Here is a 12738-nt window from a genome sequence, read left to right on the forward strand (position 1 = left end):
ACAAATGAACAACTTTCCTCTCGTATCGTGCCTGTGTGTAACGCATAACAGGATCGCTCAAATTGCACGGGCCATCGCATGCTTTCAATCACAAACCTACCCTAACAAACAGCTGGTGATCGTATACGAAGACAAAGACGTACATATTTGTAAATTCCTGCAAACCATCGATGACCCCACGATAAAATGTATCCAGGTACCTTACGAACCTAAGCTCAACCTGGGTGAATTGAGAAACATATCGATAGACCATTCGGATGGGGAATATATTTGTCAGTGGGATTCCGACGACTGGTTTCATAATAACAGGCTGCAGCTTCAAATGAGGTATATATTGAAAATGCACAAACCAATTTGCTTCCTTACTTATTGGATCATGTACGATTCCCTGACTGAAAAAGCCTATTTATCACGAAAAAGATTATGGGAGGGAACCATCTTATGTAAAAAAGACTTTCTTCTTGCCTCCAAACTTAAGTACCCGAATCTCGAAAAGCTGGAAGATTTTAAACTGGTAGAAAAGCTGCTGCCGTTAAATGTCATTTATCCAATCGACATTCCAAACCTTTATATTTATGTCTATCACGGTGAGAACACCTGGCACTATCAGCACTTCAAGGACAATTTCAACGTCGGCCAGGAGCTCTCCGAATCGGCGAATAAAATCGTAAAGGGCGTCCTGGAAGGAAAATACACAAACGAGGTCTCCTCGGAACTTATGGACAGTCCGGAGATCCTTCAGCCTCTGCAATACGCGTATACACTTTACTAATATTCCCTTCCAGCTTATCACATACAAAATCGACGAACTTCATGGTGCTTTCGAAAATTTCTTCTTCATTGGTATTGACCACAAGATCCGGCTTCGACGGTTCTTCATACGGATCACTCATGCCGGTAAGATTGAGCACCTTGTCGGGATGGGCATCCTTGTACAAAGCCCGCTTGTACAATCCCTTGGGGTCTCTCTCGATCAAAGTATCGATATCACACCTGATCCATACCGTAAGAACAGTGCAATCAAGCTGCAGCAGTTCCTGCCGGATCTCCTCATAAGGGTTGATTGCCGCCATAATCGCTATGATGCCGTTTTTCGCCAATAAAGATCCGACAATACCCAGCCTCCTGACATTTTCGTTTCTATCGGCTTTCGAAAATCCGAGGTCCCGGCACAAATGCTTCCTGAACTCGTCTCCGTCCAGCACTTCGACTCTATAGCCTCTTTTCTGCAATTGCTCCTTTGCGCCATTAGCGATGGTGGATTTTCCAGATCCTGACAAGCCCGTTAATTGGATAAATAACATAAAATAATTGATTAATTGATTGATGAATAACAGAACTATGTTAACCAAAATGATATGAACAATAAAAACCAGGAAGATGTAATAATTTTTGCACTGGCAAGAACCGGAAGCGAATCGTTATACAACATTTTCAATTTGCATGAAAATCTGGAATGTATAAGCGAACCGTTCAATAAGAGCAATAACTATACCTATCACGCCGGCAACGAAGAAGAGTTGTCGTCCTCCTTGAACGACATACGCGGCCAATTCAATTTGATCAAGCATGTCTGGGACCCCAAGGGATGGCCGTTTCAGGATGCCAGCCTGAACAAGTCGCTTGTTCGCCGATTCAAAAAAGTAATCTTCCTCAACAGAAAAAGCGTGTTTGAACGGCTCGTATCGGCGGAGATTTGCCGGCAATCGAAGGTCTGGCATATCCGCACCCTCGATCAAAGAAAGATCATTGACGAACTTGAATTTTCTCCCTTAAATGAGCGGGCGATACAATGGGCTGTCGAAAACGAGAATAGGATAGTGAAGCAATATATCGACTTCTTTAATGCGGAACAGATTGCCTTCTATGAAGTCTATTACGAAGATATATTTCACAGCGAAACCCGTGGCTTGCAGCGGATAGACGAGATGCTGGATTTTATGGAATTGAATCATTTCTCCGGAAAATACGAAGTTACACTAAGGTCGTTGCTAAATCGTGAGAACAAGATCGTGACGGAAAATGTCTTATCGAGGATCCCGAATTATCTCGAGATGAAGAATAAATACGCCGGTCAGGAATGCTTCCGCTAAAGCATGCTACATCGCCATGCATCGATAAAACGAATATAATATTATTGGGTAAATAAAACAATGGTATGGACAAATTTTCAGGTTTTCATTTATCAGCAGGAGTAAGGCTCGTTTCCGACACCCTCCCCGGAAAAAGATCCAGACAGCTTTTGGACATACAAGAGCACCTGGAAGGCAGTATCGTTTCATACCCAAAAGCTATGCCGATAGCCATCGATAGCGCCAGGGGCGCAATCCTCAAAGACGTCGATGGAAATATGTTTATCGACTTCTTCAGCTTTGCGGGCGTGCTTAATGTCGGCCATTGCAATCCTTATGTCCTTGACTATGTAAAAATACAAGAGGAAAAGTTGATCCATGGCCTCGATTTTCCAACCGAAAATAAGCTTGCACTTATTCGAAAGATACTGCAACAGATACCCGAGGGGATAAGAAACCAGTATAAGGTCGCCTTTTGCGGGCCTAGTGGATCGGATGCTGTAGAGGCAGCTATCAAGCTTGCGAAACATAAGACGGGAAGAGAAGGGATTATCGCTTTCCATGGATCATATCATGGTATGACTTCCGGAGCCTTGTCTCTCACAAGCAACTTGAAGTTCAGAGCCAGGCTGGGATCTCTTGTCCCCAATATCACTTTCTTGCCTTACAGCTACTGTTACCGGTGTCCATTCGGCAAGTCCGCTAATTCCTGCAGGCTGGAATGCGCCGAGTTCTTAAAATATACGCTGGAAAATCCCCATTCGGGTATCAGCAAGCCCGCGGCGATAATTATCGAGCCTATTCAAGGGGAAGGAGGAACGATCATCCCCAAACCGGGCTTTTTAGAGAGAATATCGGAAATAGCCAGGGAAAATGACATTCTGGTGATCTTCGATGAGATACAGTGCGGGTTCTTCCGCACAGGCAATTTCTGGGCCTTCCAGGATGATACGACCTTTCCCGATATCATAACAATGTCCAAAGGACTGGGAGGTATCGGCTTCCCCATCTCTGCGATAATCTATAACAAGGCCATCGAATCCTGGGGACCTGCCGACCATATCGGGACGTTTCGGGGAAATCAGGTAAGTATAGCAGCGGGCAACGGGGCTTTCGACTTTATCAGCGATTATAACGTGGAATGTCATACCCGGGAAATGGGAAAATACCTGCTGGAAAAGCTCGATGAGCTGAAAGCCATCTATCCATTTATCGGCGATGTCCGGGGGAAGGGCCTTATCCTGGGGATTGAATACGTGAAAGGACCGGACTCGAAACTACCTGACCCCGAACTGGTAAAAAAGATCCGCCAAAGCTGCTTTAATAAAGGACTTCTATTCGAAGTGGGCGGCCATTACAATAACGTCATCCGGTTCATCCCCCCGCTGATCGTTAACAAAGAGCTGATCGATAGCGCTTTGGCCATTTTTAAAGAAGCGAACGAAGAGATGATAAAACAATAGATATAATCGCGTTAAAACAAAAACAAAAAATATGCTTGCTCGGGATAACCAACACTTGCTCTCACTGGAAAGCCTGTCGAAACACATTGGCAATACTCCCCTGAAGAATTTGCAAACCGAAGACATGGCGTTGTTCGCCAAATTGGAATATGCCAATTTCTCCGGCAGTTCAAAAGACCGCGCAGCTTTTAGCATGCTCTACCACGCAATAAAAGAAGGGAAGGTGAATGATGGGACAACCATCATCGCGTCCAGCTCGGGCAACTTGGCGATTTCGCTGGCTTTGATATGCAAACATTTACATATCAAATTTATACCGGTCATCGATCCTAATATCAATAAAGCTTACGAGACGCTGCTTGACCTTGTTGCTTATAGGGTGGATAAAGTGGATAAACGGGACACAACGGGAGGGTATCTTCTGACAAGGATCGAAAGAGCCAACGAGCTATGTCACCGCATCGGCAATTCCTTCTGCGCAGACCAATACAGCGATATCAACAACTACAAGGGCTATTATAGTCTCGGAAATGAGATCATAGCCTCATCCGTACAACCGGATTATATTTTTGTTGCCGTTAGCTCCGGCGGGACGATCACCGGCATTTCCAGGTCTGTCAAACAAAGATTGCCTAAAGTACAGATCGTAGGTGTGGATATTGAAGGATCAGTCATTTTCGGCACCCCACCAGCAACCAGATTCATCTCCGGTATCGGTTCCAGCAAGGTGCCCCCGATATTGAAAGACGCCGTGATCGACGACGTCATCCACGTATCACATTTCGATATCATCAAAGGCTGTCATGACTTGCTTAATGAACAGATGCTCTTCGCGGGAGCCTCTTCTGGCGCCGTATATCTGGCGGCCAAAAGATATTTGAGCAAAGACACGCTTACTCACAAACCGAAGGCGATGCTAATATTCCCGGATAGAGGATCGGCTTATATCGATACGATCTATAATAAAGAGTGGATGACTACCCTGAAAACCAAATTCGTCAGCTGCAGCGCCTGATGTCTTATTTCCGGTACCGCGGTCGATTCCCACAAAATTCCCTTGGTAGTGGGCCCGATGGTGTACAGGAATTCCGAAACCCGTCCATTCTTCCCGATGATAGCACCGTCCGGCATGCAATTAACCCCAAGCCGGAGTTCATCGGTGTCGATGACGCCCTTATTCAGCAAGTTCGTGACCAGAGGCTGCTTGATCCTGTTCCAGTTCAATTCCGGCCCCATACAGTTGACAATGACCTTGCTATATATGACCCGTTCGAGTCGGGAGCCCCGTTCTTTGTACATTATCTGGAAACCGGTCTGCCCAGTCGCACCAATGGATGACACCCTGCCCGCCAATACCTGAACCTGGCCGGTCTGTATGAGCTGTTCGACCAAAGCGGCATTATCCGCAGGCATCCTGTGACGGGCAACACCCCAGATATGCCGCAGATGCTCGAGAAACCTCCAACGCTCCCTGATAGATAGCTTTAACCATACTTTTTGGGTAAACGGCCGGATAGAATCGATGACCGCACGCCAATCGATATTCATGGCCTTCGCCTTCCTGATATTCGCTCTTATGACCTTGAACAGTCCGACAACATCCTCGGCCTCATATAGCTCCCGCTCGAACGAATGGTATACGCCAGGCGGCATATGGCTTGTAGGCACATACCCATGGGTAGACAATACAAATATCCCACCCCGATGACCCCGCTGGTGAAGCGTGAGCACCATATCGACCATTGTAAGGCCCGTGCCAAGCAGCAGCACAGGATCATCGGTATCCAGTTCTCGGAAAAAATCTGACTCCCACGCCGATCTGTAATAACCAGGCAAATTCAAATAGGCATTGTCCTCGAGACGCAGATTTCCGGGCGGAAAATTACCCAATGCCAATATGACCATATCCGCTTGAATAGTATCCCTGCCATCGACGACGACCCCCCTCCTCTCCTCCGACACGTCGGTTGCCTCGCCACGAATAAATTCCACCTGCACATATCCGGCGCCACATGCCATTTCCTTTTCCAGCGTGTAAAAAATGTAGTTTTTATAAAGTCGTCTTGGGATAAAGGAATAAGGGTTATAGTCATACCCCGCAAGCGATAACCATTCTACCAGATCCCCCGGATTATCATCATATGCGCTCATCTTGCCCGCTGGTACATTCAGCAGATGATAGTCCACATCCGTACAGAATGCGTCGCCCATTCTGTCCAACGCATGCCGTTCGATAGATGTAATCTTCAGAACACTTTCGCTACCGTGTCCGGTATTCTCCCGGGCCGCCCTCAGCAAATGAATAAGTAGAAGCCTGGAACTTAATCCTCCACCGATAATGACTATTTTTCGCGTTCGTTGCAAGATTGTTGTTTATAGCACGTCTGTAAGTTCGATCCCGCACTTGTTCACCCCGGCCAGATTGTAATAATGATCCGCAATAGCCATATCGAACACCGCCATTCCCATCGGATTGAACATCACCGATCTATCGGAAATGGAAGAAGTGAATTCCGAATGCAATAAAGCAGTGATCTCATACACGTCCTCCTTTTTCAATCCATAAGCCTGATGCGCCTGTTCGATATCCGTATTTTCCCTGCATACCTCCTGCCAGTTGTCTACCAGTATCACATCCACATTTCTAAGGAAATCGACCTCGAAATCCCTTAAGGAGACATTGATGTATAAAGCCCCCTTTCGGGGCGGAAGATTGACATAACGCCTCTCTGCAACAGTGGAGGTGATGAAAACCTCGGACCGCTCGAATACATCCTCCCAGGAATCGCATATCTCCACCTTGACAGACCCCGATTTTTCTTTTATCATTTTCTTATCAACCTCTTTGAGATCGTAAATATGCACCACATTGATATGTTCCGGAAATAATGCCTGCAGCATTTGCAAATGCAATTGTCCAATGGGACCAAAACCAACAATGCCCAAATCATACTTTCCGCCATTCGCTTTCTGACGGCGGAAATACTCATTGATAACAAATCCCGAAACGGCCGCGGTCCTGATCCCACTTACAAGCGCCGTATTGATGATCGCACATGGCTGCCCGGTATCGGCCCGATTGAGAATAATGACAGAATGCGCCCTGGGAATTCCTTTCCCGGGATTGTCAGGAAAGCTGGCAATCCATTTTATACCCGCCCTATTAAAGCGACCCCCGATGTACGCAGGCATGGCAATAATTCTGTTCCTTGGCTCATCAAACCGGAGATATGGCTTCAATGGCTGGCTGTATTGCCCATTTTCCAACAAATTCACCGCGGACCTCACTATTTCCACAATATCTTCCCACGGTATTCCGATCGCCTTGATGTGCGTCTCGTCAAGATATTTCACGTCTTTTCCATTTTTCTCGGGTTACTCAACATTTTCCTATCTATCTTCCCATTATCTGTCACCGGTAATGCCTCCAATTCTATCAGCACCCCGGGAATCATGTACTCCGGCAGCTTACTCCCCAGCCACGAGAATACCGCCTGAGGGCTATATTCCTCTCCGGTCACCACAAACCCTAACAATCGTTTGCCTCCCTGACCATCCTCCACTGCCGCTACCGCTCCCTGTAACACTCCAGGGCACTCCACCAGTACCCCCTCTATCTCCCCTAACTCGATCCGGTAACCCCGAACCTTCACCTGCTCATCGACTCTTCCCAGAAACTCGATATTCCCATCCTCCAGCCACCGACCCAGATCACCAGTCCGGTATAACCGCTTCCCTTTCTCCCTGTCGAACGGATCGGGCACAAAGCGTTCCGCCGTGAGCTCATCCCTCCGCCAATATCCTCGTGCTACCTGCGCTCCACCCAGATACAGCTCCCCCCTCACACCTACCGGTACCGGCGCCAATCGGTCATCCAGAATATAGACTTCAACATTCCCGATCGGCCGGCCGATCGTCACCACCCCACTGCTGTGCAACGGGGTAGTCGACAAGGCTGTACAGACTGTATTCTCCGTAGGGCCATAACAATTGATCACCCGAATGCCCCTCTCCATTAGCTTCCTGGCCCGCGCCGGCACCATGGGCTCTCCACCCGAGACAATCGTCTTTATCCCATACGTATCTTCTCCGAATACCTGCTGATAACTTGGCGGCAAGGTGATCAACTCTACCTGGTGTCGCCTCAACAGCTCACCCAGCAGCACCGGCTCCAGGATCACCGACCGCGACGCTAACACCAGCTTACCCCCATGCAGCAACGAGCCGAAGATCTCATAACACGACGCATCAAAACTCAGCGAAGAGAATTGCAACACCCCAATCCCCGGACGCAGCCCCAGGGCCGGCGCCTTCCCCCGAACCATATTCAGAACACTCCTGTGCTGGATCATCACCCCCTTGGGCCAGCCCGTAGAACCGGATGTATAGATCACATATGCCAACTGATCCGGCCGCACCGGTCGCGCTACGTCCGTCACCGGCCCCTCCTCCTCCCCGATCAATAGCACCTCCCTGCCGTCCGTATCTTCCACTACTTTTCTCTCCTCATCCCGGCTCAATATCAGCCGGCAACCACTGTCTTCCAGCATATACCTGATCCTATCGGCAGGATAGTCGGGATCGATCGGCACATATGCTCCTCCCGCCTTCAGGATCCCCAGTATCCCCACGAGCATCTCCGGACATCGCTCCACACACAACCCTACCAGCTCCTCCTCCTCCAATCCCTTCGATATTAGATAATGTGCCAGCCGGTTCGATGCCTCGTCTAACTCCCCATAATTCCACTCATGCTCTTCATACACCAACGCTACCGACTCCCCATGCTCATACACCATCTCCCTGAATCGATCCACCACCGTTTCCGCTCCTTTATACTCCCTCCGGTGATGACCGAATTCTCCCAACAGCAACTCCCGCTCTGCCACACCAAGAATCGACACCCCGTCAACCACCATCCACGGGTCCGTTGCTATAACCTTCAATACCCGGATATAATGCTCCAACATCCGGTCCATCCGGTCCGCCCCATACAAATCCCGACAATAACCGATCCCAATCCGTAATCCTTCCGCCGATTCAACCACATCCAGACCGAGGTCCAGCTGCGCCGTGGGCTCCTCTCCCTGTTCCCCCTGCAGCCGCGCGCCGCTAAGCTTTAGCCCTTCCCCCTCCGGTCTATCGTGCAACGTCAGCCTCACATCGAACAACGGATTGCGACCCGCCATCCACGGCAGCCCCAACGCCTCCACTACTTTTTCGAACGGAACATCCCAATGCTCATATGCTGCCAGCGTCGTCTCCTTCACCTTTCCTAGTACTTCCCGCAGACTCATCCCGCCACTGATCCGACCACGCAGCACCACCGTATTTTTAAAAGATGCAATCAACCCGTCCACCTCCCGCGGCGACCGACCCGTCACAGGACTACCCACACAGATATCGCCCTGACCCGTATAACGATACAACAACACTTGTAACCCGCCCAACAGCAACATATAAAACGTCACCCCTTCTTCCCGACACACTCGCTTCAAAGCCTCCAACTCCAGCACGCCCAAATCCCGGATTACTACACCGTCAGCGATCAGCCGGCCCGATGGCCTTACCCGGTCCGTCAACATTTGTAATTGCTCCGCTCCCCACAACTGCTTCCGCCAATAATCCAGCCCTGACACCTGTCCCACGACCTTATCCATTATTTACCTTTACTTTCTTTAAAAATGCCGCCAGTCCGCGTACAGTCTCATAAGATAACAGATCGCTTAGCTCTATATCGTAGTTCAATTTTCTTATCCTGCTGAGCAATTTAATTATACGGCGCGAATCCCCACCCAGCACAAAGAAATTATCCAACACCCCCACCCGCTCCACGCCCAGCAGATCCTCCCAGATCGTCACAAGTTGACCCTCAAGGTCCGTCGCGGGAGCCACATACTCCGCTATCGAGCCTCGTATCTCGTAAAACAGTTTTATATATTCTGCATGCCTTTCTACATCAGCAAATTTCTCAATCTCCCAATCTGAGATATCCGCCCCATGAAAGCCAAATTGTTGTTTCCATTTTCCCCCATCCGTACTAAAACGATGGGCAATGTCTTCCGGAGCAAACTTGAATCCTTTCTGCTTTAGGTATTCCCCCCACGTTCTGCAAATCACGACGTCTTCCGGATGACATTCTTTGATATTCTCATCCAAAGCCACCTCTTCCATAAGTCTCCTGGATCTAAGACTGAACCCTCCATTCCCCACACTATGATTTTTTACCCACCACCAGGGGCCACCGATGTAATCATACTCCAGGAATTCATCACTCCAGGCCCAGGGATTTAAAACAAATCCATCATATTGAATAACCAATAAATATTTTGTATCGGCATATTTGTACGCCTCTTTTATCATAAAATGGCTATACTGCTCCAGGCTGGTTATAGGATCAATCCTCACCACGTCCGTACAATCCGCCTTGATATGGCTAAGCAGCTTAACATCCCCAAATTGTATAAATTTTTGACTCAACTCCGAAGCAACGATTAAACGATCGATATCGACGCTATCGACGCCAAATAGCGTTACATCCTTCAACTTGATCCTGTCCATTGATTTTTTTTATGAAATGTCCTCCAAACGATCCGACGGACAAACACTCACGTTTTCCTTTGCCAAGGAAACAATTATGCTTCTTTTAAGGAGTTCCACGCGAACGACCAATATCTGTTTGTTGCTGAATCTTACCAGTTCGCCGGTCAATCCGGCAAGAGGCCCCTGGCTGATAACGAGACGTTGCCCCGCTTGAAAATTTGTATCGACGACTTCCAATGATTGCATATTTCCGGTAAGCAATTTTATGTTATTTATTGTAATCTCGCTTACCCGCGCAATATCTTTGCCCGTCCTCACAAAACAAACGACGCCCTCTGCATTAGATACGGTAAAATACTCATGTAGACCGTTTAAATGGACGAAAACATAACTGGGGAAAAGAGGGTCATCGATGTACTTTTTCCGATCACTCCAGACGCGAAGCCTTTTCGTCAACGGCAATAAAGATTGGATAGCCATATCCGCCAGTTTCGCCTCCACCTTCTTCTCGTGTCTAGGTTTCGTATAGATGAGATACCAACCCACCCTAAATCCTTTTGTAGAACTGGTGGTTGTCTTGACGTTAGAGCTATAGCTACAGCAAACCCCATTCATAGTAATTTGAAGTAAATGATAAAACAAATGAAGTAAATGAACAAAGGAACTATGACCTCGTTATGAATACCAAGTTACCGTAAAAATATATCGGCAATCTTCGCAGATATACTAATTCCCATTTCGGTTAGTACGAAAACTTACAGCGATTTGCCTTGATAACTTCCCATCTCGACGAAGGGCGGATCGATGATCATTTTATTAAGACCGTATTTTAGTAACCCCACGGTGGATTGCACTCCGGTTTTTTCCTTCATATCCTGTCGGATCTTTTCGACGGATCGGATACCGATGAAAAGATCTTCTGAGATCTCTTTATTGCTCTTCTCTTCCCATATCATCTGCAATATCTTTTTTTCCCGTTCATTCAGGATGTCGACTTCGTCATTCAAACAACCATTGATATTGGCTTGCTTACTCCAATACAATGCTTCCGTAAACCATTTGTTCCTGTATATCCGGCCGCCCGCCGCCGACCTTATAGCATGTAACATCTCTTCCGGCTCATCCGACTTCGACACATAGCCATATACACCCACATCCAACAGCATATTGATCAGCTTGATGTTGACATTCATAGACAATACCACTATTTTGATCCCGGGAACCTCGTTGAGCACAGCCTTCACTGCATCGACGCCACTTAACCCCGGCATGAACAGATCCATTAATAAAACATCGACAGATGTCTCCCTGAGCCTGTCAAGCAAAGTATGCGTTTCCGAAACTTGGATAAAAACACTCATATCAGGCTGACTTGAAAGATAGTATTTTAATATTTTTCTAAACAACGAACGATCATCGAGTAAAGCAAGGCAGATAGGTCTAATGGACATAAAATAAAATTTATAAGGTTTGCTCTTTTCAACGGCGTAATATGAAGCTTCCCTGACAGGTCCCCTTCAGTTCTTAAATAAAATATCATCGTTTAGGCTTTAGGGAGGGCAGTAGTTACACTTACGTGGTGCCCATTAGCAGACATGCTTCTACAATAAGCAGAACCTTTTAAATTTCGGAATTACCATTTAAAAATACTCGTTCATTTCCCAAAACTGGATCGTAGTTGTACGATTTATAATTGCGGTGTCTACGAAAACCAAAGCAACCCCTATCGAAAACATTGATTGCACGGATATCCGCTAAAAACGCTCGTTTAAATCAAAAATTTACACGAATACCATTGATTTAGATAGAGTTGAAAACAATTTCTATTTTTGTTCAATCGACAACTATTTAATGATCACAACCGACATATTGACATAAATAGTAATTTGAGGATGTAGACATCATATGCCGGGGTAAGACATATTAAATATTAAATTAATTGAACCAAATGTTACTTACCTTCACTACCCTTGCGATCGTCGACGACCAGCTTCTTTTTAGAAAAACACTAACTACCTTTCTTGCAAGCCAAAAAAACCTAATCGTTAAAATTCAAAGCTCAAATGTTACCGACTTACTCTATCAATTGAAAGATCACCACATCGATGTTCTCGTGATCGATATCCTCATGCCGCAGATCGACGGTCTCTCCGTATTCGAAGTTATTCGCAGCGAATTCCCTCTGACAAAAGTGATAGTCCTATCAATGAACCTGGATATTGGCGTGATCAGTCATCTGCTGGAGATGGGCATACATGCATACATCTCCAAATCGGACGAACCCGATGAATTGCTTCGTGCGATACGGGCTGTTTCCGAGGGCAAGATCTATCGCAACGAGTTATTTACCGAAGCACTGTATTGGAATAAACAAATGCGCTTCCGAAAACCTGATAAGAATAGCCAGTTGAACGAACGCGAAAAAAAAATTGTGCAGTTGATATGGGAAGAAAAAAATAATAAGGAAATAGCCGATGCAATGTTTCTCAGTATCCGGTCCATAGAAAAAATAAGACAGGATATCAAGAAGAAATTGGGAATAAAATCGACCATTGGCTTGCTAAAATATGCTATTAATCAAAATATTATCAAAACAAACAGTCGGTTGATTCCAATGAACCTAATCCCGAAATAATTGTCCAAACTTGTGCTATCTGCCG

At 46.7% G+C, this 12738-nt stretch carries 12 protein-coding genes; 5 read left to right on the plus strand and 7 right to left on the minus strand.

Going from position 1 to position 12738, the window contains the following annotated elements:
• The first annotated feature begins 4 nt into the window (after positions 1-4).
• The gene (locus IEY39_RS08220) at positions 5-772 is read left to right on the plus strand and encodes a glycosyltransferase family 2 protein (RefSeq protein ID WP_188930440.1); all 768 of its coding nucleotides are present in this window, start codon (positions 5-7) and stop codon (positions 770-772) included.
• Here IEY39_RS08220 and cysC read toward each other — a convergent pair.
• Positions 717-1304 carry an adenylyl-sulfate kinase gene (gene cysC / locus IEY39_RS08225; RefSeq protein ID WP_188930442.1) on the minus strand — a complete coding sequence of 196 codons (588 nt, stop codon included), beginning with the start codon at positions 1302-1304 and terminating at the stop codon, positions 717-719. The two genes, IEY39_RS08220 and cysC, sit on opposite strands and share 56 nt — an antisense overlap.
• A 54-nt stretch (positions 1305-1358) precedes the next feature.
• On the opposite strand from cysC, the gene IEY39_RS08230 reads away from it, so the two are divergent.
• From IEY39_RS08230 to IEY39_RS08240, 3 genes are all read left to right on the plus strand, one after another.
• Positions 1359-2093, plus strand: coding sequence for a Stf0 family sulfotransferase (locus tag IEY39_RS08230; RefSeq protein ID WP_188930444.1), 735 nt, complete (start codon positions 1359-1361; stop codon positions 2091-2093).
• 65 nt (positions 2094-2158) lie between these two features.
• Positions 2159-3535, plus strand: coding sequence for an aspartate aminotransferase family protein (locus IEY39_RS08235; RefSeq protein ID WP_188930446.1), 1377 nt, complete (start codon positions 2159-2161; stop codon positions 3533-3535).
• A gap of 31 nt (positions 3536-3566) precedes the next feature.
• Positions 3567-4550: a pyridoxal-phosphate dependent enzyme gene (locus IEY39_RS08240; protein WP_188930448.1), complete on the plus strand. Its 984-nt coding sequence runs from the start codon at positions 3567-3569 to the stop codon at positions 4548-4550.
• Here the strand turns inward: IEY39_RS08240 and IEY39_RS08245 are convergent.
• From IEY39_RS08245 to IEY39_RS08270, 6 genes are all read right to left on the minus strand, one after another.
• Positions 4493-5899 (minus strand): FAD/NAD(P)-binding protein, encoded by a 1407-nt coding sequence (locus IEY39_RS08245; protein WP_188930449.1) that lies wholly within the window; start codon positions 5897-5899, stop codon positions 4493-4495. The two genes, IEY39_RS08240 and IEY39_RS08245, sit on opposite strands and share 58 nt — an antisense overlap.
• Positions 5900-5908: 9 nt before the next feature.
• Positions 5909-6889: a 2,3-diaminopropionate biosynthesis protein SbnB gene (locus IEY39_RS08250; RefSeq protein ID WP_188930450.1), complete on the minus strand. Its 981-nt coding sequence runs from the start codon at positions 6887-6889 to the stop codon at positions 5909-5911.
• Positions 6886-9195 (minus strand): non-ribosomal peptide synthetase, encoded by a 2310-nt coding sequence (locus tag IEY39_RS08255; RefSeq protein WP_188930451.1) that lies wholly within the window; start codon positions 9193-9195, stop codon positions 6886-6888. The genes IEY39_RS08250 and IEY39_RS08255 overlap by 4 nt, the downstream gene beginning before the upstream one ends.
• Positions 9188-10096 (minus strand): DUF5672 family protein, encoded by a 909-nt coding sequence (locus IEY39_RS08260; RefSeq protein ID WP_188930452.1) that lies wholly within the window; start codon positions 10094-10096, stop codon positions 9188-9190. The genes IEY39_RS08255 and IEY39_RS08260 overlap by 8 nt, the downstream gene beginning before the upstream one ends.
• Before the next feature lie 9 nt (positions 10097-10105).
• Positions 10106-10693: a UpxY family transcription antiterminator gene (locus IEY39_RS08265; RefSeq protein WP_188930453.1), complete on the minus strand. Its 588-nt coding sequence runs from the start codon at positions 10691-10693 to the stop codon at positions 10106-10108.
• A 140-nt stretch (positions 10694-10833) separates the two neighbouring features.
• Positions 10834-11529, minus strand: coding sequence for a response regulator transcription factor (locus IEY39_RS08270; RefSeq protein WP_188930456.1), 696 nt, complete (start codon positions 11527-11529; stop codon positions 10834-10836).
• 497 nt (positions 11530-12026) lie between these two features.
• Between IEY39_RS08270 and IEY39_RS08275 the strand changes: the two genes are divergently transcribed.
• Complete coding sequence (locus IEY39_RS08275; protein ID WP_188930458.1) at positions 12027-12713, plus strand: response regulator transcription factor; 687 nt, start codon at positions 12027-12029, stop codon at positions 12711-12713.
• Positions 12714-12738 lie beyond the last annotated feature (25 nt).

This window comes from Puia dinghuensis (assembly GCF_014642875.1).
GTDB classification, from domain to species: domain Bacteria; phylum Bacteroidota; class Bacteroidia; order Chitinophagales; family Chitinophagaceae; genus Puia; species Puia dinghuensis.

What these genes read in the sequence shown, in the direction of transcription:
- IEY39_RS08255 (WP_188930451.1), bottom strand. Translation starts at nt 9,195, where the DNA reads ATGGATAAGGTCGTGGGACAGGTGTCAGGGCTGGATTATTGGCGGAAG.
- IEY39_RS08220 (WP_188930440.1), top strand. Translation starts at nt 5, where the DNA reads ATGAACAACTTTCCTCTCGTATCGTGCCTGTGTGTAACGCATAACAGG.
- cysC (WP_188930442.1), bottom strand. Translation starts at nt 1,304, where the DNA reads ATGTTATTTATCCAATTAACGGGCTTGTCAGGATCTGGAAAATCCACC.
- IEY39_RS08270 (WP_188930456.1), bottom strand. Translation starts at nt 11,529, where the DNA reads ATGTCCATTAGACCTATCTGCCTTGCTTTACTCGATGATCGTTCGTTG.
- IEY39_RS08260 (WP_188930452.1), bottom strand. Translation starts at nt 10,096, where the DNA reads ATGGACAGGATCAAGTTGAAGGATGTAACGCTATTTGGCGTCGATAGC.
- IEY39_RS08265 (WP_188930453.1), bottom strand. Translation starts at nt 10,693, where the DNA reads ATGAATGGGGTTTGCTGTAGCTATAGCTCTAACGTCAAGACAACCACC.
- IEY39_RS08230 (WP_188930444.1), top strand. Translation starts at nt 1,359, where the DNA reads ATGAACAATAAAAACCAGGAAGATGTAATAATTTTTGCACTGGCAAGA.
- IEY39_RS08235 (WP_188930446.1), top strand. Translation starts at nt 2,159, where the DNA reads ATGGACAAATTTTCAGGTTTTCATTTATCAGCAGGAGTAAGGCTCGTT.
- IEY39_RS08275 (WP_188930458.1), top strand. Translation starts at nt 12,027, where the DNA reads ATGTTACTTACCTTCACTACCCTTGCGATCGTCGACGACCAGCTTCTT.
- IEY39_RS08240 (WP_188930448.1), top strand. Translation starts at nt 3,567, where the DNA reads ATGCTTGCTCGGGATAACCAACACTTGCTCTCACTGGAAAGCCTGTCG.